Genomic DNA, 23,872 nt, shown 5'->3' on the forward strand with positions numbered 1-23,872 from the left:
GGCGCGAGTGAGTGTAGGGCGGTCCACTTCCGGTCCACTTCCGCCGGCCTTCCAGCCCCCGGTCCAACACCCGTTCGAGGCATGTCGGGCGCCTGACGGGTAGGGGACCAGGTCAGCTGCGCCGCAGCTCAGGGGTCACGAAGGTATCCCCTGCGGCGCTGTCTGCGAGGGGGTGAGATGGCGAGGACCGTCGGTGTGGAAGAGGAATTCCTGCTGCTGGACGCGGGCTCCGCGGAGCCCGCCGCGCTGGCGGGGAAGGTCCTCAGCGTGGCCGGTGAGCATCCGTGGCGGCGTAGCGGCGGCGGCTTGCACAGGGAGCTGTTCCAGACGCAGGTCGAGGCGGCCACCGGGACGTGCACGACGCTCGCCGAACTGCGCGGCCACTTGCACGGCGCCCGCGTTCTGCTGGCGGCCGTCGCTCGCGACGAGGGGCTGGAGCTGGTGTCGGCGGGTACGCCGATGCTGGCCGGTGCTGCGCCGGCCTTGTCGGAGGGCGAGCGGTTCAGGCGGATCGGGGAGATGTACGGAGGTGTGATCGCCGACTACCAGAGCTGCGGTTGCCACGTACACGTCGGCGTGGCCGATCGTGAGACGGCCGTCGCCGTGATGAACCACCTGCGCCCCTGGCTGCCCACGCTGCTGGCACTGTCGGCCAACTCGCCGTTCGACCGGGGGCGCGACACCGGGTACGCGAGCTGGCGGATGGTGCAGCAGTCCCGCTTCCCCGGTTCCGGGGTGCCGCCGTGGTTCGACTCGGCCGCCGCATATGAGCGGCAGGTGGATCGCCTGGTCGACTGCGGCGTACTGGTGGACGAGGCGATGTCGTTCTGGCTGGCCAGGCCGGGCGTCGGGTTGCCGACCGTGGAGGTGCGCGCCGCCGACGCGGCCGGCACGACCGACGAGGCGGTGCTGCAAGCGGCGCTGACCAGGGGCCTGGTCAGCACGGCGGAGGCCGCTCTGCGGGCGGGGCGGGAGGCGCCGAGGGCGCACGAGCAGGTGTGCGCCGCGGCGGTGTGGAACGCGGCGCGCCATGGGTTGGACGGGCCGGGGGTCGACGTGTTCGAGGAGCGCGCCGTGCCCGCCGTACAGCTGCTTGACCGGCTTGTCGGGCACGTGAGCGGCGCCCTGGCCGACAGCGGCGACCTGGCCGAGGTCGAGGATCTGGTGGCCCGGGTACGGCGGATGGGCACGGGCGCCGAGCGGCAGCGCCGCGCCGCCATGAGAGGGCCGAGGGCGGTGCTGGAGATGCTGAGCAGTCAGACCGTGTGGGAGCAGCCGCCGCGGACGTACAGGGAGAGCGCATGAAAGAGCCGAAACTACCCCGAGCCCGTGGGCCGCTGTCGGCAGGGGTGATTTCGACGCTGACCTGCGGAGAACCGGCGCCGCGGGTGGGCAGGGCCGACCCTCTCGGGGAAGATCTGCAGCTCGCGCTGTATCTCTGCTACGAGCTGCACTATCGCGGGTTCGCCGAAGTCAGTGGCGAGCGGGAGTGGGACCCCGAACTGTTGCGGATGCGCGGCGAGCTGGAGGAGCTGTTCCTGGCGGCGCTCAAGGGCGCGACCGCCGGGGGAGACGACGTGATCGCGGTGCTGGAGGAGCTGCTGGTCGAGCCGATCGACGCGCGGGGGGTGTCGCACCATCTGCGCGACGATGGCGAGTTGTGGCAGGTGCGGGAGTACATCGTCCACCGGTCGATCTACCACCTCAAGGAGGCCGACCCGCACGCCTGGGCCATTCCCCGGCTGCAGGGCAGGGCGAAGGCCGCGCTGGTGGCGGTGGAGTTCGACGAGTTCGGCGGCGGGCGGGCCGAGCGCATGCACGCCCAGTTGTTCGCCGACCTGATGGACGAGCTCGGTCTCGACTCCTCCTACGGGGCCTACCTGGAGGTGGCGCCCGCCGAGATGCTGGCGGTCGTGAACATGATGTCGCTGTTCGGCCTGCATCGCAGCCTGCGCGGAGCACTGGTCGGGCACTTCGCGGCGGCCGAGATCACCACCGCGCCCAGCGCCAGGCGGATGGCGCAGGGCTTGACCCGGCTGGGCGTCGATCCGCTGTTCTTCACCGAGCACATCGAGGCCGACGCCGTCCACGAGCAGGTGCTGCGACGTGACGTCATCGGTGACCTGCTGCATCGGGAGCCCGGGCTGGCAGCCGACGTGGTCTTCGGCGTGCAGGCGACGGACTGGCTGGAGGGGCGGTTCGGCGAGCTGGTGCTGGGCCGTTGGCAGTCAGGCCGCAGTTCGCTGCTGTTTCCGGTATCCGATTTACGGTAGGTGGTGGCGATGTTTCTGCTGAGACCGCCAGGCGTTTACCGGCCACAAGGGGATACGGCGCTGCTGGCCGCCGCGTTCCGGCTGATCCGACTCCCGCGGGGAGCCAGGGTGCTCGACGTGGGCACCGGAACCGGCGCGATGGCCGTGGTCGCCGCGCAGCGGGACGGCGTCCGGGTGACCGCCGTCGATCGGTCGCTGCGCGCGGTGCTGGCCGCCAGGTTCAACACGCTGATCCGGGGGCTCAAGGTACGGGTGGTGCACGGCGACCTGTTCGCGCCGCTGGGCGCGGAGGTGTTCGACCTCATCGTGACGAATCCTCCTTACGTACCGGGCAATGCCGTGCCGCCGCCCGCCCACGGCAGGGAGCGGGCCTGGGACGCGGGGCTGGACGGGCGCAGGATTCTCGACCGCATCTGCGCGCTGGCACCCGCGTACCTGGCGGACGGCGGATCGCTGCTGATGGTGCATTCGGCGCTCAGTGATGTCGAGGCGTCGTTGCGCCGGCTTGGCGCGGCCGGGCTGACCGCGTCGGTGGTGGCCAGGCAACGGGAGCGTTTCGGGCCTGTCATGCGGGCGAGAGAGGAGAGCCTCAGGGCCCAGGGGCTGCTGCAACCGGGGCACGACGACGAGGAACTGGTGGTCATCCGTGCAGACAAATCCGAATCCGCCACGGGGCGGCAAGCAGCCTGAGGCGCGCAGGGTCACGATGGTGCCCGGTGGGCCGATGCTGGTCGAGGGCCCGGTCGAGGTCCTTCTGGAAGACGGCTCGGTGGTCACGTCCGACCGGTTCATGGTGGCGTTGTGCGTCTGCAGGCGCAGCCGCAGGTTTCCGTTCTGCGACACCAGCCATCGACGCCGCACCAGCCTCGGGACCGAGGCGCCCTCGGCTCAGCGCGCGTCCGCCGACCCGCCGCCACCCCCACGGCGGCGACCGCCGGATCAGCACTCATGACGGGAGGTCTTCGAGCGTTGCCGCGGGTTGCGTGATGCGTTCGAGCCATCGCCGCAGAAGGGCGGTCTCGGCCGGTTCGAGGGCCTCGGTTCCGGTGAGTTCGAGTTGCGCGTGCAGGCGAAGTGCGGTGGCGTGCAGGGGGTCGGCGTCGTCGTGAGCGGTTGTTTCTGTGAGTACGTGCGAGAACACGGCGTCGCGCATGCGGTGGGACAGCGCGGGGTCGTCGAACAGGGCCGGTCTGGCGATGTGGTCAAGGGCGGTGCCGACGTTCGCCGCCAGGATGAGCTGGGCGGCGGTCTGCGGCTCGACCCTCAACGCGCCCGCCGCCGCGCATCGTGTGAGCGCCGCCACCAGCAGGTCCATCACGCGATCTCGCGCCATTGAGCGCGACCACGGCCGTGGAGTGAACATGAGCTGGTAGAGGGCCGGGTTCTGTTTCGCGAACGCCATGTGGCCGTCCCAGCCGGCGTGCAGATCGGCGACCGGGTCGTGGGTCTGCTCCTGAGCGGCTTTCAGCGCGGCGTACCGCTCGTAGCCGTGGTCGGCGACGGCGTCGAGAAGTCCGCGCTTGTCGCCGAACAGCCGGTAGAGCACGGGCTGGCTCACGCCGACCGCCTCGCAGACCGCGCGCGTGGCGATCTCATGGTCGGCGGACGTCGCCAGTTGCCGCTCCGCGGCTTCGATCATCGCCTCGCGGAGCGGCTCCGTCTCTGTCATGTAATCAATGCTACCGCTAGCCGATAGCGGCGATACGAGGCTGTGCTATGGTCGTTTCGTACCACTGATACGTCTAACTCGTATCGACGATATGATCAAGGAGTTCGCATGGGTGATCAGCGTGTCGCTGTGGTCAGCGGCGGTTCCCGCGGGATAGGCAAGGCGATCGCGGTGGCGTTGGCAGCACGGGGTTGCGCGGTCGCGGTGGGGTTCCAGGGGGCGGCCTCAGCCGCGGCGCAGGTGGTCGAGACGATCACGGCGTCCGGTGGCCGGGCGATCCCGGTTCAGGCTGACGTCGCGGACGAGGACGCCGTCGCGGCGATGTTCGACACGGTGGAGAAGTCCTTCGGCGGGGTCGACGTGGTCGTCAACTCGGCGGGGCGGATGTCGCTGTCCCCGATCGCCGACCTCGACCTGGACGACCTGGACGCCCTGCACCGTACCAATATCCGCGGCGCCTTCGTCATGGCACGCGAGGCCGCGCGTCGCGTGCGCGCCGGCGGCGCGATCGTCACCCTTTCGACCTCCGTGGTCGGTCTGCAGTTCCCGAACTACGGGGCGTACGCCGCCAGCAAGGGGGCCGTCGAGGCGATGACGCTCGTGCTCGCCCGCGAGTTGCGAGGGCGGGACATCACGGTCAACGCGGTCGCGCCCGGCCCGACCGCCACCGAGCTGTTCCTCGACGGCAAGGACGAGGCCACCGTCGAGCGACTCGCCAAGCAGCCGCCGCTGGAGCGGCTCGGCACCCCCGAGGACATCGCCGAGGTCGTCGCCTTCCTGGCCGGCCCGGCGGGGCGCTGGGTCAACGGGCAGGTCGTACGGGCGAACGGCGGGATCATCTGACGACCGCCGCGCGCCGGGCCATCGTCGGCACCGGGGCCTCCAGCGGCTTCGGCCGGCTCACGGCCGCGCAGGCATCGCGGACCTCCTGTCACCTGCCGCCTCACTCTGAATCCCCGATCCGAAAGGAAACCGACATGCCGTTCGCCAACCTCAAGGTGCCCGCCGACACCCTGACCCCCGAGTCCAAGAAGAAGCTCATCGACGCCGTCACCGACGCCTACGCCGACGTCTACGGAGAACGAGCCCGCGCCACCACCCTGGTCCTCGTGGAGGAGGTTCCGGACGGCGGCTGGGGCCTGGGCGGCAACGTCCTCACCGCCGAAATGCTCGGCCGGAGCTGACCCGCGTCCCCTCGGCTCGCCGGGTCGCGGGACCGGCGAGCCGAGGGCGACGCTGCCTCAGAGCGCGGTCACCCGGTCGAGCGCGGGAGGAGCGACCGTCTCGTTGGCCTGGAAGTAGGCGCGGAAGGCCTCGTAGTCGCGCGAGCCCCGCACCGGGTCGGTGAAGCCGCTCAGCGCGCCGAATCCGTCAGCGCCGATCAGGGTGTACGCGAGCGCGGCCACCCGGTAGGTCCGCCCGGCATCCAGGGGAGCGCCGCCGATCAGCACCTTGGAGGGGTCGACCCGGTCACCCACCGGCCGCGAGGCGTCATAGGCGTACCGGACGCCGGCGGAGACGGCCAGCGGGCTGAACCGCACCGTGCCGTCGGCCTGCGTCTGCCACTGCTGCTCGAGCGCCTGCTCGAGCTGCTGCCCGGTGAGGGAGACGGTGAGCACGGGGTTCGCGTAGCCGTACGTGGCCCAGGCCTCTCCGAACAGGACGGTCCCGTCGGCGTCGGCGGGGTTGGTGCCCTTGGCGAAGCGCAGATCGCCGCGCAGGCTGTTGGAGCCCTTCAGCGGGGCCGTGGCCACCAGTGCCAGGTCTACGGGTCCGCCGGCGTTCCGTACGGCGTCCGCGTACTCCGCGTCGGCGACGAGGTTGCCCAGCGTGCTCTCGCCGTCGGCGGCGCGGGTCCGGGTGATGTCACCGCTGATCTTGCCGACCGGGCGCGCGTACGTCCGGGTGCCGCGGGTCTTCCAGTAGTCGACGAGCCGCGCCATCGCGGGGTCGGGCGTGACGTCGCGGGTGACCGGGTGGTTCACCGAGGTGGTGGCGGAGCGGATGACGTCACCCGTGCTCGGGTCGATCTTGAGGTTCATCTCGTTGATCAGGCGTCCGTGGTTGGCCGCCTCCACCACCGGCCGGGGGTTGCCCGCCGGGTCCGGGATCATGCAGTTGTCGAACAGCGCGTGCCAGTGCCCGGTGACGATCGCGTCGATGTCGGGGGAGGCCTGCCTGGCGAAGTCGAAGACCGGCCCCGAGGGGTTGCTGTTGCAGCGGTCGTAGACGTCTCCCGCGGTCCCGCCCTCGTGCACGTTGGCCACGATCGCCTCGACACCCCGGCGCTTCAGCTCGGCCGCGTACCTGTTCGCGGTCTCCACCAGCGGCAGGTTGTCCAGCTCCGGCTGGTAGGACGTCGAACCGGTGACCGTGGTCGGGGTCGTCAGGTTGATGAACCCGATCCGGACGTTCTTGCCGCCGCGGACCTTCACCGTCTTGATGACGTACGGCTTGAGGATCGGCTTGGTGGAGCCCTTGCGGGTGATGTTCGCGGAGGAGATCGTGTAGTGCGCGCCACTGAACCGGCGGCCGGTGGAGTCCGTGAAGCAACTGTCCACGTCGACCACGCCGAAGCAGCGGCCCTTGCCCATGTGGTCGCGCAGGAACTCCAGTGACCGGTCGAGCTCGTGGTTGCCGACCGCGGAGAACTCCACGCCGATCGCGTTGAGGAACTCGATCGTGGGCTCGTCCTGGTGGTAGGCCACTTCGGTGGGCCAGCCGCTGAAGTCGTCTCCGGTCGTGAAAGTGATCGAGTTCTCGTGACCCTGCCGCAGGTTCTTCAGGTGCGTGGCGATGTACGGGGCGCCGCCCACCACGATGCTCTTGCCCTCGGCGTCCTTCACGGTGCCGTTCGCGGCGTCGTTCTGCGGCGTCAGATAGCCGTGGAAGTCGGTGATGGACAGAAGTTGTACGTCCACGGGAGATCCCGCGGCTTCGGCGGCGCCGGCCGGCAGGAGCGTGACGGCCGAGATGGCCATCGCGGCCGAGGCCGTAGCCCAGCGCCGGAAGCTGCTTTGCTTCATTTTACCTACGCTTGCTCTCGCTTTACTGATCGGCGGCATTAGATCAGCGCCGAATGACAGCCGGCGAGCCGGTTATGGCCGGGCAGGTGAAGAACCGGGAAAGCGGGATGGCGGATCGGGGCCGCCGATCTCGTCGTCGTCGCTGCGGGCGATCAAGGGCTGGCTGCTGCCGCAGGAGGCGCACTGCTCGGAGTGATCCAGCACCCGGACGTTGCAGGCCGGGCCTAGTGGCCGGGCTTTTGAGAAGGGGTTGCATCTTGCCCGTCGCCGCGTAACGTCCCGAGCAGCGACCCTCGCCACGGGAGGAGAGATCGGCATGTCCGACGATGAGGCCCAGCGCGTTTTCCAGGTGGTCGACTCGTTCGACCCCGGCGAGTTCGTGCAGTTGCTGGCGGAGGACGCCAGGATGGTGTTCGGCAATGCCGAGCCCATGGTGGGACGCGACGCCATCGCCGAGGGGCTGCGGATATTCTTCGCGACCATCGCGGGCCTCGCCCACAGGGTCGTCAGAACGTGGCAGGTCGACGCCGACACCATTGCCGAGACCGAGGTGACATACCGGCGCCTCGACGGCAAGGACGTCAGCGTCGTGGCCGTGTCGATCTGGCGTACCCGCGACGACGGTCTGATCTCGGACTACCGCGTCTTCGTCGACCTGGCGCCGGTCTATGCGGTGTAGAGCCACGTCTACTGCGGCGTCGTACCGGTGAGGTCGCCTGTTCAACTGTCGCGAATTGATCGGCGACGACAGGGGCGGCGGCCGCGGGAATGCCGATCTTTCGCAGGAGCGCTGGGGTGCGTGCTGCCCCCGTCATTCCGACGACGTCGACGAGCGCGGTGAACGGCGGCCTACGACGTGTTCTCGTGGACGGGCATGGGCCCCGAGCGGCACGGCTCGTTCTACGAGAAGATGCACGACTTCTACGCCGGATTCCACGCCATCGATCGCCCCCGATGCGAAACCCAGCCTCGTTCCTGCACTTCCAGATGCGGACCTTGTTGAGGGAGGAGGACGACGACCCGTTCTACCGGCTGCTCACCAACAGCGACACCTGGCCGTGGACCCTCGACGAGGACCTGTTCGCCGCTCTCAACGTCGGTGGCGAGGCCTGGCCACGCCCGCGTGACGGCCTGGTCCACTGGCGGCCGCTGCATGAGGACCATCTCGCACCGATCGCCCTGCTGGCCGATCCCCGGGCCGCCCGCCTGATCACGCCGGAGCGCGGACGCGAACTTCTGGCCACGAGACGGGGCTGAGCGACACGCTTCGAGAGCTGATCAGCCGACGACCACGTCCAGGAAGATCGGCTTCTTGGCGGACAGCAACTGGGTCCCGGCCTCGTCGGTCATCTTCCAGTAGATCTTGCATCTGCCGGGGGAGTCCGATGCGCGGACGCGTACCGCGATGTCGACGGGCTCGCCCGGCTGGACCGGATGTATCTCGACCCGTTTGGGGGCGCGGCACGGGGTGTCGTTCAGCCGGGTGAGATAGCGTCCCCGCCACGGGATGGTGCCGGTGTTCCTGATCCGCCAGATCTTCGTGAACTCCGCCCCCGTTTTCACCTTCGTGCCGTCCGGATGGGTGACGTCCCGTTCGAAGGCGGAATCGTCGTAGGGGGAGGCGGCCCGCGCCGGGGTGTTCGGCGCGCTGGGCTCGTCCTTTCCGGAGAGCGGGGCGAGCCAGGAGAAGAGGGCGGCACCGGTCGCGGCAGCGGCGGTCGCGACCGCCGCGATCATGGCCGGCCTCCTGGCGAGGGGAGGTCGGGTTCGGCGTTCGGGATGCTCCGCCATACGGGCCTCTGTCTCGATGTGCCCGGCACGGGCCTCAGCGGGTCCGGCGCGGGTCTCGTCGTGACCCGTACGGCCCTCGGCGGGTCCGGCGCGGGTCTCGTCGTGACCCGTACGGTCCTCGGTGGTCTCGCTACGTGCGGCGGCGCTCGCGGCCCGCTCCCAGTGGGCTCGCCACTCGCGCCGAGCCTCCTCGGCGTCCTGATTCAACCGGTCGACGGCGAGGACCCGGACGAACTCCCACGTCGTCTCCCAGGTCGGCAGGACCTGCCCCCGGGCGGCGGCTGCCAGCGAGGACTTCGAGGCCGCCGCGCCCATACGGGTCGACATCTCCGCGAAGGACGGGTCGCCCGCCTCCGCCTTGAGCTCCCACAGGCGGTACGCGAGGGCGGCCACCGGGCCCGCGGCCGGTTCAGGCCGGACCGGCTTTCGCCCGGGCCGCGCTACCCTGCCCGTCCACTGCGGATCAGGCTCGTCTCCCTGCGATCCTGACGTCCCCGGTAATTCCGGCATCTTCACCTGCCCTGTCCGGCACCGTCAACCGGCCGTGCCGACGACCCCGGCATGGCCTGTGACACCTGAGAGCAAATGAGATTACCTGAATTGTCCGAATAAGTCCGGAATTCTGCGGGTTACCTGGACGCCCTGGTCATTCCCCCGCGCATGCCCGGAAGCCGTACCCCGCCGCGAAGGATCGCAATGCCTTCTCGTTCTCGTCCGGTTCCAAGGACTGTTCCACCGCCTTCTTCGCCTCTCCCTTCCTGCCCGCGCGCATCGCCGCCTCCGCGCGTCCGCTGAGTTCGCGCAGGCTCGCGGCCAGCGCCCTGGCGGGCACGAAGAACCTGTTCCGCACTTGCGGGACGTCATCACTGGGCGGCGCGATCGCTTCTATCGCGGCGATGGTGCCGGTCATCGACTCCGACGCGCGGCGCAGCTCGTCCACCTCCTCGCGCAGGTTCGCAGGTGGCTCCTCGCGGAGGTCCGACTGCCGGGACGCTTCCTCGCACACCGCGTCCACGGCGGCGATGTATTGCCTTTTGACGTCCTCGTACGGTTCCTCCTCCGCCACCGAGACCGTCGCCCACAGCACGAAGGCAAGGGCCAGCACGACCCCGTCGACGATCATGCGCCACGCCTGGACATGCCTTCTCTCACGCGATCTCATCCGCCGCTCACTCCTTCGGAAGAAAACGCCCTTGGCGCTCTCGCGAGCGCCAAGGGCCGAAGTCCGGCCGAGCTACGTCCCCGTCCTAGCTCGAAATCAACACCGGATCCGGCGCTCCTGCGACCGCTTGTGCAGGGTGGCCACTTCGCTGCCACGCAGGACCGAGTAGAGATGCACCTTCGTCTGGTTGCGGTAGAGCTGGCTACCGCCGGAGCACCTCCACGAAGGGGTCGTCGTCACGGTGAACGCCGCCCTTCCCTTCTTCACCTCCGAGGTGGCCTTCGTCCGCCAGAAACCGAGCCCGCGATACTGCTGGAGGCTCGTCTTGACCACGGCCCGGCGGCCCCACTCGCCCTTCTCGCAGTGGACCTGCCTGCTGGTCGTGATGTAGGCGCCGGTCCTGTACGGGGTCTTTATCCGCTGCCAGCCCTTGCAGCGGTCGTGGTACCCGATCCCCAGATAGGACTTCGCCGACCAGCCCGGCGCCAGGGCGGCCGAGCTGTCCGAGACGGCGGTGACGCCCAGCCCCGCCTGTGCCGACGCGGACGACCCCGCCATGAGCCCGGCCGTCAGCCCGACGACGAGAGCCGCTCCGGTAATCCCTTTTCGTCCGATCATCGGATCTCCTTTCAAAGAAATCCTCTGCACTTTCCGACTCGGGAGTCCCCGATCAACCGCGCACAGCGATTCATTGGAATAGCCGAACACCTGCCAATGGCGTCGGCACCGGACACTGGCGCCGGGAACGGCACCACTCTGACCGCCGATGCCCGGCACCGGCAAGCGATCCGCCCCGTCCAGTCGTCCAAACATTGTCCAGAGCTATTAGGACAATCGAATCCGCAGGTCAGGAAGTTGCGGCAGGGATTCAACGCACCGGCGGAATCTTTCCCGGCTCCGCCCGATCAGCGCCCACACCGAACGGGGTGTCGCAGCAATTGCGGCATCCAACAATTCGCAGGACGGCAAGGCGCCGGTTGCCACCCGGAATCGATCGCAGGCAGTGGACACCAACGGGTGCGTCCCCGCTCGGCCTGCCTGGCGCGCGTCGCATCGGCCGTGTGCGGCAGGCCGAGACCCAGCAGGCCGAGCAGGTACGGCTCAGCCACCACGCCGCTCGCACCGTCCCCGCCGCCCGGCTCGGCGAGCGCCCCGCCCAGGACGCGCGCGCGTCGATCCGCGTGGACGACGATCATCCACTCTTCGCCTTCGTCGCCGTCGAAGGCCGCGCCACCCTGATCGAGGATCTGCTGACCGTGCGGCAGCGAGCCACCCGGTGACCGGCCCCGCTCCGCGCTGTCGGCGCGGCCGTCCTGACCCCATCAGCGCAGGGTGGCCAGCGTGTCGAGGGGGTTGTCCAGGAGGTTGGCGAAGGCGAGTTCGGCGGCACCGGCGAGCGTGGTGTCGTCGCCGAGGGCCGTCACGGCCAGGCGGACACGTTCGCGCGACACCGGCAGGACATGCGCGTCGATCCGGGCACGGACGCGTGACGCGGCGCCCGGGTAGACATCGCGGAGCATCCCGCCGAAGACCACGAGCGCCGGGTTGAACAGGTTGATGAGGTTGACGACGCCGACACCGAGCCAGTCGCCGATGCGGTCGAGGGCGTCCCGTGCGCGGGCGTCGCCGCTCCCGGCGAGGGCGACGACTGCGCGGATGCCGTCGCGTCCGACGAGTTCGCCGGACCGTCCCGCGTAGTCGAGCAGCGCCTCCTCTCCCACTTCGGCCTCCAGACAGCCGCGCGACCCGCACAGGCAGGGCCGTCCGTCGAACGGGTTGACCAGCATGTGCCCGAGTTCGCAGCCGTAGCCTCCGTCTCCGTCCAGGAGTTTGCCGCCGACGATGATCCCGCCGCCGACGCCGACGTCCCCGTGCAGGTAGATGAGGTTGTCGACGTCGCATCCCGCGCCGCGTACGTGCTCGGCGATCGCTCCCAGGTGTGCCTCGTTGCCGACCTCGACGGGAAGCCCGAGACCGAGCCCGGCGGCGAGCTCCGCGCCGAACGCCTGGTCCACCCAGCCGAGATGCGGTCCGTACCGGACCGTGCCGTCGGCGCGCCTGATCAACCCGCAGTACGACGCGCCCACACCCACGCACAACGCGCCCGGACCGGCCCCGACGACCAGTTCGCGGCCGAAGGCGGCGAGGACGCCTACGACGTCCTCCAGATCGACCCCGGCGCGGGTGCGCACGGCCTCGCGGCGCTCGAGGACCCGGCCGCCGAGCCCGACACGGGCCGCGAGCAGCCGGTCCACGGCGACGTCGAACGCGAGCCCGTACAGCGTCCCCTGCTCGGGCATGACGACGATGGACGGCCGCCCGGCGCGACCCCGCCCGATGGGGACGCCCTCGCGGACCAGCCCGGCGGCGGCGAGTTCGGCGGTCAGGTCCATGATGGTGCTGCGGTTGAGGCCCATCCGGCGGCCGAGCGCGGCCCGTGACACGGCCCCTTCCTTATGGACGCGCCGCAGCACCTCACTCAGGTTCCGCTGCCGCATCTGCTCCTGTGTCCGCGCGCCCGCCGCCGATCCCGTCATCCCCGCCAGCCTAGGCCGGGGTCGGTACTTGTGAACAGCAGGACAGCCATGAGCGCTCCCCACTGGAAACAAGCGTTCCGATACATCCGCGCTTGAACCGCGGGAAAGGCGTGCGATCGATCGACGCCAACCCGACACCCCAACAAGATCACCGACCTGCGGTTCGTCGTCCCGGTCAAGACGATCAACGCCGGCGGCCGGCTCGAAGTCTGCTCCACCATCCGCTCCAGCAGCACGAAGCAGGCACCGGAGTAGTGGAACTCCGCCCTGGACGAGCGTGGTCTTCGGGAAGTTGTCGGCACCGTTCATGACCTGGAGCAGCGTGGGCACGGTCGCGTCCAGGCCGTAGCCCGCAGCCTGCGGCGTCGAAGCCGGAACAGCCGTCGGCAGGAGACGCGGAGCGGCGGCCGACGACGCCTGCCCGGTGGGGCAGGACGCGCTCGATGGCGGGCACGGCCGTGGAGGAGTCACCCAACCCCTCAATGACGGCTCCTCCAACGGGCCAGCCACGCCGCGTGCTGACGCATGCGTGTGAGGTCGTCGGGAAAGCAGCTCTCCCAGCCCTCATCCAAACGCATCCAGGCCACGGGCTGCCCGGGCTCCGCGACGAACGGAGTCGCCGCATCGACAACCGCGGCATACGACAGCCCGAGAGTGACAGAGAGCTTCGGGTGGTAGGAGCGAACTGCAACCGCTGCCGGCTCGTCCATCAGTTCCACTCGAAGGCCGGTCTCCTCGAAGAGTTCCCGGGCCGCACCCTCACGCGGCAGCTCTCCGAACTCGACTTTCCCGCCTGGCGGCACCCAGCCTCGCCGACGATGCTTCACCAACAGGACCTGGGCGAGATCCTCGTCAAAGACCCAGACCTCGGCTCCGAGCGGCTCCATCGGGCCTTGCTCAGCAACGGCCAGCCACTGGCGAGCCTCGTCGAACTCGGCCACAGCCCGACCGGCATCGACAGCTGCCGCCTCGAGAACCCGCTTGTCGATCACGTTCCGAACCATCCGGCCAAGATACGGTGACGCACTGACAACGAATCGTAAGGGCTCATCGTGTCCGGCCGAACACCTGGCCGCCGGCCCCGATCGCAACATAACGTCCCTCACATGACAGAAAAGATCATCTTGCTCTGACTGTGAGAACCGGCCTGCGACCCAAGATGACAATCGGATCTGGTGCGCCAGCACCGCGAGCGCACGCCCGCCACCGACGCCGCCGCATCGGGGTTGGAGGGCTGGCGGCTCATCCAGGCGCTGCGCGAGCAGGACCAGCACCGCTACCAGCTGATCGCCCCGGACGGCCGCACCGCCGGCACCCACGCCATCGCGGCCGTCGCCGAAACCATCGCCAGCACCGGCCCTCCGGCCTCCACCCGGGGGTCGCCGCCCAGGTGGCGCCGGGCCCGTTCGACCAGGTCCTCGTCCCCCCCGGGATGCCCGAGCAGTTCCTCGATCCGCTCCCGTTCATGCTCGACCAGCGCGCGGAGCCGACCGGGCGCGCCGGCGGCGATCTGCGGGCGGTACGGGCATGCCACCGCGTCTCGGGTACACCTGCGTGGTTACCGGCGTGCCCGCGCCGCGGCGTCCCGGACCGCGTGGTCCGGGCCCGTCTCCGCCAGCTCGTCCAGCACCTCCAATGCCTCCGCGGTGCCGATCCGGGCGATGGCGTCGACCGCCTTGACCGCGCGGGCCCTGGTGCCCCGCGCTACCCAGCCGGGGATCAGGGCGGCCAGGTCGCGGGCCGTCCGGCCGTCGCCGAGCCGTCCCAGCGCGGGCAGCGCCCAGGCGTCGCCGTGCAGGAACAGCGCCCAGCCCAGGTCGGCCAGCGAGCGCCGGTCGCAGGCGTCGCGGACCGCGTCCAGCGGCTCGTCCGGCTTCCTGGCCAGCGCGACGAGCCTCCTGGTCGCGGCGGCGGGCAGGGCCCGGCCGCCGCCCTTGAGCAGCACCTGTGGCAGGACATCGGGATCGGCGTACGCTGGCAGCCGGGGCGCCCGGCCCGGCGCGGTCAGCACCGCCGGGACGTCCTCGCCGGGCGCGTCCGGGACCCGCGGCGCCGGGTCCGGCCCGGGCAGTTCGGGATGCGCCTTGAGGTGCATGCGGAGCAGCCCGGCGGCGAGGAGCGCCGACGTCGAGTCGCTCGCGGCCACCGTGGACAGCACCCGTACCGCCCGTACGGGGAAGCGCTCCATCGCTGCGAGCAGGTACTCACGCGCGAACTCCCGCTCGTACCGCTCCAGCAGCAGCTTGAACGCCTCGTCGCTCGGAATCAGGGAGATCAGCTCCACGAACTGCTCCCGCCACGGCTTGTAGATTCTGAGCCGGTCCCAGGCGTCGACCAGGACCGGGGCGGCCGCCGGGCCCAAGCCATCGGCCATCGTGGCGCGCATCCCGTACGTGAACGCGTCGAAGTCGGAGTCCTCCAGTCTCCAGCCGAGCAGTTCGAGGTGCCGCGGCGTGCCCACCGACGCCCACAGCCGTTCGCGGTAGAAGGCGTTCGAGCCCCACTCGGCGGACGGCGGGTCGGCGCAGCACTCGTCCACCCAGTCGTGCCGGGTGGGCACCAGGTAGGAGACGACGAGCCGCCGGGAGCGGGTGCCGCGGTGCGCGGCCAGCCGTTCCACCGCCCGCCGGTACTCCTCCTCGGGGCAGAAGGCCAGCAGGCCCCGGACCCGGCGCAGGCTCACCGAGTCGACCTGCCGAAGGGAGTCCAGCGGGCGCAGGTCTTTCGTCGAGGAGGCGATGCCGCTCAGTTCGGCGAGCGCGCAGGCGGCGAAGGCGAGCCCGCGGGAGGCGATCCACCCGTCGGTGAAGGTTCGCGGCGTCTCGTTCCCGTTCTGCGCGCGGTCGACGATCGATGCGATCGCCGCCGCCCCGGCGGGGTCGTCAGCGCCGCCGAGGTACGCCCGCGCATGCGCGACCAGGGCCGGGTCGCTCACAGCCGCCGACAGCACCGCCTCGATGTGGCCGCGGTGCTCCTCGGCCAGCTTCGCCGCCACGTCCGCGGCGCCGGGATCGACGGTGTCGCCGGGCGCGACCTCACCCAGCGCCCGGTCGGAGACGCCCGGTTCCGCTGGGAGCGCGCCGCCCCGCCGGGGGTGCAGATCTCGGCGCAGGGGCTCGGAGAGGACCAGGACGTCCTCGGCCGGGGGGAAGTGATCATCCATGGCGGATCACCATAGGGGAACGGGGCGACATTCCCCCGAGTCCGGCAGATACCGCAGGTCGTGCTTCACTTCGCGGACGGTCCGAGCCGGCTCGCGGGCGAACGGAACGGCGCGGTCGCCAACGAACGGCAGCTGTGGTCGGTGCTGATCGATTATGCCGATCACTACAACGGGCGTCGCCCGCACCAGTTCCGCCGGCAGTTGTCACCCGATCATGACGAGCGGACCGGTTTCGGCTCGAACTACTGTCGGACACATCCTCACCTCCGTCCGGCCGGGCACCGCGCCACCGCAGTGCTGCACCCAAGACGGGGCCCGCCTCGTGACAGGCGGCGCACCGCTTCGGCACCGCCCGGCGTATGCCCGCGAAGATCGTGCGGGAAGCCGCTTGGCCTCACCCCTTGAGCCGGGGAGAGGTGTCCTGCACCCTGAGCGTCTCTCGACGTCGTGAAGTCAGCGGCCTGTATCCGGACAGACGCCTCACCTGACAAGGTGCCCATCGAGGCGTTCGAGACCTCCTTCGGGGTCCTCGGCCCACACCTGCTGCACCCCAGCGCCCTGGCCGCGACGTTGACGCCGATGGCCGCCGACGACAGCCTCCCGCCGATGATGCGAGATGCCGCCCACATCGCCGCCGGCATCCTGTGGAGCGACTCCGGCGGTTGGTAGCCCTGCCAAGGCGCCGTCCCTGCACCAGGGTGCGGCCACTTTCGGCGACGGTGAGCATCCGAGCTCGATCTGCGCCGCCCGGACCGGGCCGGCCGCCAGCGGTTTCAGCTCGCGCAGGTGCTCTTCTCATAAAATGGGTACGTCGGGAAACGCCCGCTCAACGGAGTCGCCCTCTGGCTTCGCGCGGGACGAGCCGATCGATCTGGGGAGGTGCTGTCATGGCCGTGCACATCACCTATCGCCGAGTTTATGAGGAGACCCCACCGGGCGACGGCAAGCGGGTGCTCGTCGACCGGGTCTGGCCGCGGGGTATGCGTAAGCAGGACGCTCACCTGGACGAGTGGCTGCGTGACGTCGCCCCGTCCAGCGAACTGCGCCGGTGGTACGGCCACGAGCCGAGCCGCTTCGCCGAGTTCCGCCGCCGCTACCTTGCTGAGCTGCGTGATGCCGGACATCGGGAGGCGGCCCGACACCTGCGTGACCTCGCGGCCCATGACGATCTCACGCTGCTGACCGCCACCAAGGACGTGGACCACAGCCAGGCCGCGGTCCTCGCAGAGTGGCTGACCGGCCGCGGGCGATCCGAGTGATGACCGCGACGCCTCGGGCCATCGGTTGGTTCGGCATGCCGGCCGGATCGTCGCGGGATGAGGAATCATCCGGGCGGGCCGCATCTCGGGCCGTTCGGCTTCGATGAGAATCGCGGCCACCACGTGGCCCGCGCCGAACGGCAACTGACCACCGCCCGAGCAATGTGCGTTCAAATATGGCTTCACCCGCTTGCTCCTGGTGTGTCGTGGAGCAGCTCAGGGGAACGTCGTTCCTGGTGGGGGTGCAGCAGGGCTGAGAGGTCGCATGGCTTGAGGTTCCTCTTGGCCTGGGAATGAGTATCGCGACACCTGGCGGATGAGGCCGGTCGGCGAGGCGTGCCGGACCGCGCGGGCCGAGGGCGGGTGGCGACGCCAGGCGTAGTTCCCTTTCATAGGAAGACGCCTTGCGGGAAGGGGAGGGGTGATGCGCCCAGGCATGAGATGCATCTGAGGCCCACCCCGCGCAGGGGCTGGGGCCGGCAGCGGCAGATGCTTGGAGGGGTGTTGCTGCAGGACGTCTCTGAGTGGGCGGTCGCTCTCATCAGCCGCCCCGGATCTCGTGACTCTCCCGGCGCGGCGAGGGACCGCCTTGGTGATGACCGGGCGCAGATCGACCGCGACATATCATGATCGCGCCGCTGTCCGTTGTCCTGCCCGCCCTCACCGTGCTGTGGGGGCTGCGCGGCGCATCCGGTTACCTCACCATCGCGGCGCTGGTGCTGCTGGAGAATTTCGGCATCCCGGTACCAGGCGAGACCGCGCTCATCGCCGGCGCGGCCTATGCCGGCCATGGCCACCTCAACATCGTGGCCGTCGCCGTCGTGGCGTTCATCGCTGCGGTGATCGGCGACAACATCGGCTATGCCATCGGTCGTTCCGCCGGCCGCCGCCTGGTCACCCGCTACGGCCGCTACCTGCTCCTGCCCCCCGCCCGCTTCGCGCGAGCCGAACAGTTCGTCACCCGGCACGGCCCCGAGATCATCATCGCGGCCCGGTTCATAGAAGGGCTGCGTCAGCTCAACGGCATCATCGCCGGCACCACCGCCATGCCCTGGCGTCGCTTCCTTGCCTACAACGTTCTCGGCGCCGCCCTTTGGGTCGCCGTATGGGCAGCCCTCGGCAACTACGCCGGCCACCACCTGGCCACCATCGAAAAGAACCTGCGCCAGTATCAGTGGTACGCCATCGCGGCACTCGCCCTGCTCGCCGGTGCCTACGCCGGCCTCCATATCCTTCGCAGACGACGAAATGCGCACCACGAACCTCCGCGGACCTGAAGACAAGCCGCAAAGGCGATCAGCAGCGCCGCCGGACAATCGGCTGACCTCCGACCAGCACTATTAGCCGTTTGAGGCTTACTCGGTCTGCCCCCAGCTGTCGTCGATCGACAGCCGCAGGCCGACTGCCAGGCGGCGAGAATCGGCCCACCCGCTACGCCACCGCCGCCAGTAGACCGACCGCAGCTAGGCGGTCACCGGCCGCCAGCGTCTGACTACCCTGGGACGGCACTTCCGTCCCAGGGCAGTTTCGCTTCGCGACAGCGCATGTCCGCCTAGCCCTGACACCATGCCGGTGTACGTGGCCCGGCTCTGATCGTCCGGACCGCCCTGAGAGCTGATTTCGCAGGCTCGGCGCCCAGGCGCGAGCTCTCACGCCGGCGAACTGTGCCGTAGCATCCGCCGAATTCCCAACGCTTATTGGATGTAGCTGATGAGGAAGGGAAGCTGCTGGTTTCCGTCCTCCAGGGTGCCGATCGATCCGTTGGGATGGAGCACGACGTTGCCCTCGCTGTAGCTGTCACCCCTCCATGAGTAGATCCACGCCGGGCCGTTGAGGTATTTGGCGGCACTGTCGCGCCACGAGGCGTTGGGGATGTCGGCCAGCTGGTGCCCGTTTCCCCGGGAGGCGGCGAAGGAGTAGGCCTCGTTGCGTGTCTTTTTCATTCCCGGTCCGTACCAGTACAGGCGGTAGGTGCCCTGGACGGTCTCCTCGCCGTCGGCGCCGCTGGCGGAATTGGGAATCTCTATTAGCTGGTCGGTCATCGCTGCTCCACCTCTCGCTTGGGGAGGGCGGCGGAACGCCGCCCACCCAATGTTACTCAAAGCTATATATCCATCACTTAGGGTAGCTAAACGGACATGGTCATCCCGCGGGGCTGTCCTGACTCGGTCGAAGTGATGCCCGACGTGGCGAGCCCATTCGCCCGCGCCCTGAACACCGCCCGCCGCGCTCTTCCTGAGGGCCCTGAGCGCGCCGCGATCCGTCACGCCCTGGACGACCTCACCGACCGGCACCTGCCGCCTGCCGCCTGCCGACGCGGAGCGCATCGCAGGCGCCCAGCTCGACAGCGAGATCGAGACAGGGCGGGCCCCCGAAGTGACCGCCTGGTGCCGCCCGAACCCCTGGCCCGCGCGGCCCGGGGTTCCACTTTTTCAAGGCCGTTCGAGGCGCCGCGGCGACTCGCTGTCGGCCGTGGCGGCAAGCGCGTCAAAGCAGCGTCAGCGCCTTGGCCACGCCCGGGTCGCGCCCGGTGGCCAGGTCGAGGGCGGTCATGGGGGCGTAGTGGTCGACCGGGACGCCGATCGTGTCGATGATTTCGCGGGCGGGCCCGAGGTGCCGGACCTTGGGCAAGAGCAGGACGCTGCCATCGTCGAGGAGGTATCCGTCGCTGGGGCCGGAGACCGCCCCGGCGGTGCGGGTCCCGATGAGGGTGCCCAGGCCGTTGTCCTTGACGGCCGCGCTGAAGTCCTCGCAGGCCGAGGCGCATCCGCGGTCGGTGAGGACGATCAGGCGCGAGCCGAGCAGCGGGACGCTGTCGTCGGTCCGGTTGGGCACGCAGTCGCCCTTGAGCGGGCAGAAGTAGCTGGTGACCTTGCCGTGCGCGAACGCGCCGAGCAGTCGCGTCACCTCGCGAGGCGACCCGCCGCCGTTGCCGCGCAGATCCAGGACCACCGCCTTCGGCTTACCCTGCAGCTTGGCGATGACCTGGTCGGCGGCGCCTTCGTAGAATCCGGGCAGTTGGACGTATGCGACGCCGTTGGCGAGCTTCTTTGACGTCACCGCCGGAGGCTGCCGCGTGATGGGGCCCTCTCTGAGCTCGACGGTGCGGGTCTGTCCCGTTGTGGGGCGCTTGAGCGTGAGCGTCACCGTGCCGGCGGTGAAGGCTTGGACGATGCTCTGGTTCACGGTGTCCCCGATGAACGGCCGTATGCCGTTGGCCTTGACGATGATGTCGCCGGGCCTGACGTCGGCCTTGGCGGCGGGGCTGCCGGGCAGGACGCGGGTGATGAACAACGGCGGCTTGGCCGCCGGGTCGAGTTGCGGGCCCTGCTGGGCCGACACGCCCACGATGCCCGTCCCGGTCGGCCCGCCTTCCGGTGGGGGAGTCGGCCTGACCGCGCGGGCGTGGTTGTCGTGCAGTCCGGCGACCATCGCGGTGATCGCGGCGCGCAGCGCGGGTACGTCACCGGCGGCGAGGACCTTCGCGAAGGCGGCCCAGTCGGTGTCGCGGTTCCCGGTCAGTTCGGGCAGTTGGAGGCCGGGCCGATCGGCGCCGCGCCGCATCAGGTCCTGGGTATAGGCGGCGAAGGCGCTCTTCAGCAGCGCCTTCGAATCCATGGCCGGACCGTTGTAGTAGTTGTCCAGCACGCAGAAGTACGCCTGCCGGAGCGTGTTCACCGAGGTCGGCGGCGCCGACTCCGGCGGTGGCCCGGTGAGGGCGGTGCAGCGCTCGGCAGGCGCGGACGCGGGGGCGGACAGGGAACAGGCCGTCATCAAGATGGCGGCGCAGAGGGATTTGATCATGCCGCCAGCGTGGCTGGAAGCCGGTTGCGCGGCTGTGAACGGATCCGTTAACGCCGCTGTTACCCAGGTTCGGGTACGAACATCGCTATGCGGGTTCTGGTGGCCGAAGACGAACGAGACCTGGCCGATCTCGTGGCGGTGGGGTTGCGTCGCCACGCCATGGCCGTCGACGTGGTGTACGACGGGGTCGCCGCGTCGGAGCGGCTGGCGGTGACCGATTACGACGTTCTCGTACTGGACCGGGATCTTCCCGAGATGCACGGCGACCTCGTGTGCCGTGAGCTGGTGGCGCGCGGAAGCCGTACGCGGATCCTGATGATGACGGCGGCCGCGGCGGTGCCGGAGCGGGTGGCCGGCCTCGGGATGGGGGCCGACGACTACCTGCCCAAGCCGTTCGACTACGCCGAGCTGGTCGCGCGGGTGCAGGCGCTGGGGCGGCGCAGCCAGGCGCAGGTGCCGCCGGTGCTGACGCGGCACGGGATCGTGGTCGATACCCACCGGCTGCAGGCGTCTCGGGATGGGCGGCATTTGCATCTGTCGCTCAAGGAGTTCGCCGTCCTGGAGGTGCTGATGAGGGCGGACGGCGCGGTTGTGAGCTCTGAACGGCTGCTCGAAGAGGCATGGGACGAGAACGTCGACCCGTTCACGACGGTGGTGCGGGTCGTGGTCAGCCGCTTACGCGCCAAGCTGGGCGATCCGCCCTGCATCCAGACGGTTCCCGGCGCGGGTTACGTACTGTGACGACGGTCCGGGTACGGCTCACCCTGATCTACTCCGGATTGTTCTTGCTGACCTCGACCGTGCTGCTGGTCACGGTCAACCTGCTGCTGCGCCACGCGCTGGACAGGAGGATCGGGCGGCTGGGGCCGGCCCCGGTGGCGCCGGCGGCGCCGGGCCTGTCGGGCCACCAGCCGCCGACACTGCCTGATCTGGTGAACGAGGTGATCGACTACCAGTGGGGGGTGACCGTGGCGACGGTCGGAATCCTGACACTGGTGTCAGTGATCGTCGGCTGGCTGGTCGCCGGACGGATCCTGCGGCCCGTCCACCGGATCACCGCCACGGCGCAGCGGCTTTCCATGTCGACCTTGCACGAACGCATCGCGCTCGTCGGGCCGAAGGACGAGCTGAAGGAACTGGCCGATACGTTTGACGCGATGCTCGACCGTCTCCAACGCTCCGTCGAGGGGCAGCGGCGGTTCATCGCGAACGCGTCCCACGAGCTACGGACCCCGTTGGCCGTCCAGCGAGCGGCGATCGAGATCGGCCTTCCTGAAGACGTCGGCGAGATCCGCGACAAGCTCCTGTTCCACAACCACCGCACTGAGAGCCTCATCAACGCCCTGCTGGTCCTGGCCCAGGCGGAGCACGGCCTTGAGAAGAGGACACCGGTGGCCCTGGACGAAGTGGTGCTGCTCGCCCTGGCCGAAAACGTCTCGGACGAGGTCACCGTGACGACGCGGATCGAACCGTTGGTCGTCGATGGGGATCCGATCCTGCTGAGCCGGCTCGTCACGAACCTCGTCGACAACGCGACCCGCTACAACCATCCCGGCGGAACCGTCGAGGTAACGCTCTCCCACGGAGTTTTGACAGTCCGTAACACCGGCCCGCACGTGCCCCAGGAAAGTCTCGGCGATCTCTTCGAGCCCTTCCGGCGGCTGCAAACGACCCGCGGACAGGGCGCCGGGCTGGGGTTGTCGATCGCCGCGTCGATCGCGAAGGCTCACGGGGCCGACATACGAGCGAGCCCCAACCCCGGGGGCGGGTTGGAGCTCGTCGTGATTTTCGCGGGAACTGAGGATGCGGTTCCTGCCACGGACGGCAGTAGCCAGTGCTGACCCTGAGCGCGAAAGAGTGACCTGCTGACCTGCGGTACGGCATGTTGATCCAGACGGTTTCGGCTGAAGTCGTTCAGGTCTCCTTGTCAGTGAGCCGGCGTGCGGTGCCGCATCAGTCCGGAGTCATGAGGTATCGCTATTGTCCGCGGTCGGTGGTCCGCTCAACGCCCTTGTGCACCCGCACCGTGCGGTCGATGAGCTCGCGCAGCGCGCTCTCGTCGACGTCGTCGAGCCGTTTCAGGTAGAGGCATCCTTTTCCGGTCTTGTGCGGACCGAGCCGGGCGAGCACTGACGCGTGCCGCTCCTCGAAGCCACCCACCAAATAGACGACGAGATGCTGCTTGCGCGGCGAGAAGCCCGCCAAGGGCCAGTCACCCGTGCGCCCACTCGCGTAGGTGTAGCGGTAGCTGCCGAAGCCGACGATGCTGGGGCCCCACATCACCGCAGGCTCACCGGTCACCTCACGCAGAATCGTGCCGAGGCGCTCCGCGTCGGCCCGCCTGCGTTCGTCAGAGACTGCGGCCAGGAAATCGTCCACGCTGGCATCAGTCGGGACCGTCACCGGCTGTTTTGGGGTCGCCATGCCGTCATGTTCCCACGCCAGTACGACAAATGGTGGTGGGCACAGTGGGAACCCCGATCCGGGCCGTCGCGAAACTCAGTACCACGGGCAAACGCCCTTGCACCTGCCGACAATTACATCCGCCCAGGTAATGGCCTTGTGAGGCGTGCGCGATCTCTAGCGCCAGGAGGAAGAGCGTGCGGCGTGATGATCGGCGGTGCTCCTTCGTCTGGCGTATCTCGCCGTTTGGGCGCCCCGGGCGTGGGCAAGACCCAGTCGGCCCGCTACTCCCCAGGGGACCAACTCGCCGGCCACCTCGACGGCACCCGCCCCGCCGGCTCCAACGGAGATGCCCCGGCCGGGCAGATTCTGGCCGCCCGGGGCCTGTAGACCCCCAAGGTCCACAACACCCCGCACACCTGTGCGATCGGCTCGGCTGAAACGTCGAACTCATGCTCAACCCCGGCCGCGGCGTCGACGAACACGACAGGCTTAACACCAGCACTCACGCCGAACTTCTCATAGTGGACAAATCCGACAGGCTGAAAGTCGGGGCACTGGAACAACTGCGCGACCACCACGACCGCACCGTAATCGGCCTCATCCTGATCGGCATGCCCGGCATCGAAAAGCGCCTCGCCCGCTACCCCCGGCTCTACTCCCGCGTCGGGTTCGTAGCAGCCCCAGAAACGAGAAGGCGGTCGTCATCGTCAGGCAGGCCAAGCGCAGCAGCACGATCGACCATCATGCCGTGCGCGCGTGCGACCGGAGCGCAAGAGAGCGCA

At 69.5% G+C, this 23,872-nt stretch carries 28 protein-coding genes, 1 pseudogene and 1 riboswitch; of the genes and pseudogenes, 17 read left to right on the top strand and 12 right to left on the bottom strand.

Translation table 11 applies throughout. The annotated features are described in order from the left end of the window. Positions 1-177: 177 nt before the first annotated feature. The 4 genes from H4W80_RS51480 to H4W80_RS64855 are packed head-to-tail and all read left to right on the top strand — an operon-like array spanning position 178 to position 3,225. Positions 178-1,305, top strand: coding sequence for a carboxylate-amine ligase (locus tag H4W80_RS51480; RefSeq protein ID WP_192791745.1), 1,128 nt, complete (start codon positions 178-180; stop codon positions 1,303-1,305). Next, positions 1,302-2,273 (top strand): iron-containing redox enzyme family protein, encoded by a 972-nt coding sequence (locus H4W80_RS51485; protein WP_192791746.1) that lies wholly within the window; start codon positions 1,302-1,304, stop codon positions 2,271-2,273. Before H4W80_RS51480 ends, H4W80_RS51485 begins: the two co-directional genes overlap by 4 nt. A 9-nt stretch (positions 2,274-2,282) precedes the next feature. Further along, positions 2,283-2,963: a HemK2/MTQ2 family protein methyltransferase gene (locus H4W80_RS51490; protein ID WP_192791747.1), complete on the top strand. Its 681-nt coding sequence runs from the start codon at positions 2,283-2,285 to the stop codon at positions 2,961-2,963. A 34-nt stretch (positions 2,964-2,997) separates the two neighbouring features. Then, a complete protein-coding gene (locus H4W80_RS64855; protein ID WP_378525834.1) occupies positions 2,998-3,225 on the top strand; it encodes a CDGSH iron-sulfur domain-containing protein in 228 nt (75 codons plus the stop codon). Here H4W80_RS64855 and H4W80_RS51500 read toward each other — a convergent pair. Continuing rightward, on the bottom strand, positions 3,220-3,942 hold the full coding sequence (locus tag H4W80_RS51500; RefSeq protein WP_192791748.1) for a TetR/AcrR family transcriptional regulator: 723 nt from the start codon (positions 3,940-3,942) through the stop codon (positions 3,220-3,222). The genes H4W80_RS64855 and H4W80_RS51500 overlap by 6 nt on opposite strands. Before the next feature lie 108 nt (positions 3,943-4,050). On the opposite strand from H4W80_RS51500, the gene H4W80_RS51505 reads away from it, so the two are divergent. Together H4W80_RS51505 and H4W80_RS51510 are read left to right on the top strand one after the other, a co-directional pair. After that, a complete protein-coding gene (locus tag H4W80_RS51505) occupies positions 4,051-4,785 on the top strand; it encodes an SDR family oxidoreductase (protein ID WP_192791749.1) in 735 nt (244 codons plus the stop codon). A 134-nt stretch (positions 4,786-4,919) separates the two neighbouring features. Continuing rightward, positions 4,920-5,126: a 4-oxalocrotonate tautomerase family protein gene (locus tag H4W80_RS51510; RefSeq protein ID WP_192791750.1), complete on the top strand. Its 207-nt coding sequence runs from the start codon at positions 4,920-4,922 to the stop codon at positions 5,124-5,126. Positions 5,127-5,183: 57 nt separating this feature from the next. Here H4W80_RS51510 and H4W80_RS51515 read toward each other — a convergent pair whose 3' ends face one another. Then, on the bottom strand, positions 5,184-6,863 hold the full coding sequence (locus H4W80_RS51515; protein WP_318787467.1) for a bifunctional metallophosphatase/5'-nucleotidase: 1,680 nt from the start codon (positions 6,861-6,863) through the stop codon (positions 5,184-5,186). A 40-nt stretch (positions 6,864-6,903) separates the two neighbouring features. Between H4W80_RS51515 and H4W80_RS51520 the strand changes: the two genes are divergently transcribed. The 3 genes from H4W80_RS51520 to H4W80_RS51530 all read left to right on the top strand — a co-directional run bounded on the left by H4W80_RS51520 (position 6,904) and on the right by H4W80_RS51530 (position 8,225). Next, positions 6,904-7,164, top strand: a complete 261-nt coding sequence (locus H4W80_RS51520; protein WP_192794457.1) for a hypothetical protein — start codon at positions 6,904-6,906, stop codon at positions 7,162-7,164. A 120-nt stretch (positions 7,165-7,284) separates the two neighbouring features. Continuing rightward, positions 7,285-7,647 (top strand): nuclear transport factor 2 family protein, encoded by a 363-nt coding sequence (locus H4W80_RS51525; RefSeq protein WP_192791752.1) that lies wholly within the window; start codon positions 7,285-7,287, stop codon positions 7,645-7,647. Between the two features lie 275 nt (positions 7,648-7,922). Beyond that, the gene (locus H4W80_RS51530; RefSeq protein ID WP_192791753.1) at positions 7,923-8,225 is read left to right on the top strand and encodes a hypothetical protein; all 303 of its coding nucleotides are present in this window, start codon (positions 7,923-7,925) and stop codon (positions 8,223-8,225) included. Positions 8,226-8,246: 21 nt separating this feature from the next. Here H4W80_RS51530 and H4W80_RS64125 read toward each other — a convergent pair whose 3' ends face one another. The 3 genes from H4W80_RS64125 to H4W80_RS51545 form a co-directional block, all read right to left on the bottom strand. Then, positions 8,247-9,152, bottom strand: coding sequence for an NBR1-Ig-like domain-containing protein (locus H4W80_RS64125; protein ID WP_192791754.1), 906 nt, complete (start codon positions 9,150-9,152; stop codon positions 8,247-8,249). A 253-nt stretch (positions 9,153-9,405) separates the two neighbouring features. Next, entirely contained in the window at positions 9,406-9,882 is a 477-nt protein-coding gene (locus H4W80_RS51540) for a hypothetical protein (protein ID WP_192791755.1), read from the bottom strand. A 135-nt stretch (positions 9,883-10,017) separates the two neighbouring features. Beyond that, positions 10,018-10,539 carry a hypothetical protein gene (locus H4W80_RS51545; protein ID WP_192791756.1) on the bottom strand — a complete coding sequence of 174 codons (522 nt, stop codon included), beginning with the start codon at positions 10,537-10,539 and terminating at the stop codon, positions 10,018-10,020. Positions 10,540-10,982: 443 nt separating this feature from the next. Here H4W80_RS51545 and H4W80_RS51550 point away from each other — a divergent pair, with 443 nt between their 5' ends. Further along, the gene (locus tag H4W80_RS51550) at positions 10,983-11,201 is read left to right on the top strand and encodes a hypothetical protein (RefSeq protein ID WP_192791757.1); all 219 of its coding nucleotides are present in this window, start codon (positions 10,983-10,985) and stop codon (positions 11,199-11,201) included. A 42-nt stretch (positions 11,202-11,243) separates the two neighbouring features. On the opposite strand, the gene H4W80_RS51555 is transcribed toward H4W80_RS51550, so the two are convergent. The 4 genes from H4W80_RS51555 to H4W80_RS51570 form a co-directional block, all read right to left on the bottom strand. Beyond that, the gene (locus H4W80_RS51555; RefSeq protein WP_192791758.1) at positions 11,244-12,458 is read right to left on the bottom strand and encodes an ROK family transcriptional regulator; all 1,215 of its coding nucleotides are present in this window, start codon (positions 12,456-12,458) and stop codon (positions 11,244-11,246) included. 479 nt (positions 12,459-12,937) lie between these two features. Beyond that, positions 12,938-13,450, bottom strand: coding sequence for an NUDIX hydrolase (locus tag H4W80_RS63175; protein ID WP_318787468.1), 513 nt, complete (start codon positions 13,448-13,450; stop codon positions 12,938-12,940). A 284-nt stretch (positions 13,451-13,734) separates the two neighbouring features. Then, positions 13,735-13,992, bottom strand: coding sequence for a hypothetical protein (locus tag H4W80_RS51565; RefSeq protein ID WP_192791760.1), 258 nt, complete (start codon positions 13,990-13,992; stop codon positions 13,735-13,737). Between the two features lie 24 nt (positions 13,993-14,016). Then, positions 14,017-15,621, bottom strand: coding sequence for a hypothetical protein (locus tag H4W80_RS51570; protein ID WP_192791761.1), 1,605 nt, complete (start codon positions 15,619-15,621; stop codon positions 14,017-14,019). A gap of 320 nt (positions 15,622-15,941) precedes the next feature. Then, positions 15,942-16,120: riboswitch (M-box (ykoK) riboswitch) on the bottom strand. Between H4W80_RS51570 and H4W80_RS51575 the strand changes: the two genes are divergently transcribed. The 3 genes from H4W80_RS51575 to H4W80_RS51585 all read left to right on the top strand — a co-directional run bounded on the left by H4W80_RS51575 (position 16,114) and on the right by H4W80_RS51585 (position 18,157). Then, positions 16,114-16,290: a YaeP family protein gene (locus H4W80_RS51575; RefSeq protein WP_192791762.1), complete on the top strand. Its 177-nt coding sequence runs from the start codon at positions 16,114-16,116 to the stop codon at positions 16,288-16,290. (Overlaps the previous riboswitch by 7 nt.) A gap of 218 nt (positions 16,291-16,508) precedes the next feature. Beyond that, entirely contained in the window at positions 16,509-16,880 is a 372-nt protein-coding gene (locus H4W80_RS51580) for a DUF488 domain-containing protein (RefSeq protein ID WP_192791763.1), read from the top strand. 626 nt (positions 16,881-17,506) lie between these two features. Next, positions 17,507-18,157, top strand: coding sequence for a DedA family protein (locus H4W80_RS51585; protein ID WP_192791764.1), 651 nt, complete (start codon positions 17,507-17,509; stop codon positions 18,155-18,157). Positions 18,158-18,574: 417 nt separating this feature from the next. Here H4W80_RS51585 and H4W80_RS51590 read toward each other — a convergent pair whose 3' ends face one another. Together H4W80_RS51590 and H4W80_RS51595 are read right to left on the bottom strand one after the other, a co-directional pair. Beyond that, positions 18,575-18,922 carry a hypothetical protein gene (locus H4W80_RS51590; RefSeq protein ID WP_192791765.1) on the bottom strand — a complete coding sequence of 116 codons (348 nt, stop codon included), beginning with the start codon at positions 18,920-18,922 and terminating at the stop codon, positions 18,575-18,577. Positions 18,923-19,367: 445 nt separating this feature from the next. Continuing rightward, positions 19,368-20,684: a S41 family peptidase gene (locus tag H4W80_RS51595; RefSeq protein WP_192791766.1), complete on the bottom strand. Its 1,317-nt coding sequence runs from the start codon at positions 20,682-20,684 to the stop codon at positions 19,368-19,370. Positions 20,685-20,771: 87 nt separating this feature from the next. On the opposite strand from H4W80_RS51595, the gene H4W80_RS51600 reads away from it, so the two are divergent. Both H4W80_RS51600 and H4W80_RS51605 read left to right on the top strand, forming a co-directional pair. Further along, on the top strand, positions 20,772-21,425 hold the full coding sequence (locus H4W80_RS51600) for a response regulator transcription factor (protein ID WP_192791767.1): 654 nt from the start codon (positions 20,772-20,774) through the stop codon (positions 21,423-21,425). After that, positions 21,422-22,525 carry a sensor histidine kinase gene (locus H4W80_RS51605; protein WP_192791768.1) on the top strand — a complete coding sequence of 368 codons (1,104 nt, stop codon included), beginning with the start codon at positions 21,422-21,424 and terminating at the stop codon, positions 22,523-22,525. The genes H4W80_RS51600 and H4W80_RS51605 overlap by 4 nt, the downstream gene beginning before the upstream one ends. A 136-nt stretch (positions 22,526-22,661) precedes the next feature. Here H4W80_RS51605 and H4W80_RS51610 read toward each other — a convergent pair whose 3' ends face one another. Beyond that, positions 22,662-23,108, bottom strand: coding sequence for a DUF1801 domain-containing protein (locus H4W80_RS51610; RefSeq protein WP_192791769.1), 447 nt, complete (start codon positions 23,106-23,108; stop codon positions 22,662-22,664). Between the two features lie 240 nt (positions 23,109-23,348). Between H4W80_RS51610 and H4W80_RS63180 the strand changes: the two genes are divergently transcribed. Continuing rightward, the gene (locus H4W80_RS63180; protein ID WP_264086034.1) at positions 23,349-23,477 is read left to right on the top strand and encodes a hypothetical protein; all 129 of its coding nucleotides are present in this window, start codon (positions 23,349-23,351) and stop codon (positions 23,475-23,477) included. Between the two features lie 62 nt (positions 23,478-23,539). Further along, positions 23,540-23,713, top strand: a pseudogene (locus tag H4W80_RS51615) (AAA family ATPase); the annotation flags it as partial. Positions 23,714-23,872: the final 159 nt, after the last annotated feature.

Origin of the sequence: Nonomuraea angiospora, from assembly GCF_014873145.1 — a bacterium.
Classification (GTDB): domain Bacteria; phylum Actinomycetota; class Actinomycetes; order Streptosporangiales; family Streptosporangiaceae; genus Nonomuraea; species Nonomuraea angiospora.

Bases quoted from the DNA above. Each gene is read 5' to 3' on its own strand.
- H4W80_RS51480 (WP_192791745.1), top strand. From the start codon at position 178: ATGGCGAGGACCGTCGGTGTGGAAGAGGAATTCCTGCTGCTGGACGCG.
- H4W80_RS51485 (WP_192791746.1), top strand. From the start codon at position 1,302: ATGAAAGAGCCGAAACTACCCCGAGCCCGTGGGCCGCTGTCGGCAGGG.
- H4W80_RS51490 (WP_192791747.1), top strand. From the start codon at position 2,283: ATGTTTCTGCTGAGACCGCCAGGCGTTTACCGGCCACAAGGGGATACG.
- H4W80_RS64855 (WP_378525834.1), top strand. From the start codon at position 2,998: ATGCTGGTCGAGGGCCCGGTCGAGGTCCTTCTGGAAGACGGCTCGGTG.
- H4W80_RS51500 (WP_192791748.1), bottom strand. From the start codon at position 3,942: ATGACAGAGACGGAGCCGCTCCGCGAGGCGATGATCGAAGCCGCGGAG.
- H4W80_RS51505 (WP_192791749.1), top strand. From the start codon at position 4,051: ATGGGTGATCAGCGTGTCGCTGTGGTCAGCGGCGGTTCCCGCGGGATA.
- H4W80_RS51510 (WP_192791750.1), top strand. From the start codon at position 4,920: ATGCCGTTCGCCAACCTCAAGGTGCCCGCCGACACCCTGACCCCCGAG.
- H4W80_RS51525 (WP_192791752.1), top strand. From the start codon at position 7,285: ATGTCCGACGATGAGGCCCAGCGCGTTTTCCAGGTGGTCGACTCGTTC.
- H4W80_RS51530 (WP_192791753.1), top strand. From the start codon at position 7,923: ATGCGAAACCCAGCCTCGTTCCTGCACTTCCAGATGCGGACCTTGTTG.
- H4W80_RS51540 (WP_192791755.1), bottom strand. From the start codon at position 9,882: ATGATCGTCGACGGGGTCGTGCTGGCCCTTGCCTTCGTGCTGTGGGCG.
- H4W80_RS51545 (WP_192791756.1), bottom strand. From the start codon at position 10,539: ATGATCGGACGAAAAGGGATTACCGGAGCGGCTCTCGTCGTCGGGCTG.
- H4W80_RS51555 (WP_192791758.1), bottom strand. From the start codon at position 12,458: ATGACGGGATCGGCGGCGGGCGCGCGGACACAGGAGCAGATGCGGCAG.
- H4W80_RS51570 (WP_192791761.1), bottom strand. From the start codon at position 15,621: ATGGATGATCACTTCCCCCCGGCCGAGGACGTCCTGGTCCTCTCCGAG.
- H4W80_RS51580 (WP_192791763.1), top strand. From the start codon at position 16,509: ATGGCCGTGCACATCACCTATCGCCGAGTTTATGAGGAGACCCCACCG.
- H4W80_RS51585 (WP_192791764.1), top strand. From the start codon at position 17,507: ATGATCGCGCCGCTGTCCGTTGTCCTGCCCGCCCTCACCGTGCTGTGG.
- H4W80_RS51590 (WP_192791765.1), bottom strand. From the start codon at position 18,922: ATGACCGACCAGCTAATAGAGATTCCCAATTCCGCCAGCGGCGCCGAC.
- H4W80_RS51595 (WP_192791766.1), bottom strand. From the start codon at position 20,684: ATGATCAAATCCCTCTGCGCCGCCATCTTGATGACGGCCTGTTCCCTG.
- H4W80_RS51600 (WP_192791767.1), top strand. From the start codon at position 20,772: ATGCGGGTTCTGGTGGCCGAAGACGAACGAGACCTGGCCGATCTCGTG.
- H4W80_RS51610 (WP_192791769.1), bottom strand. From the start codon at position 23,108: ATGGCGACCCCAAAACAGCCGGTGACGGTCCCGACTGATGCCAGCGTG.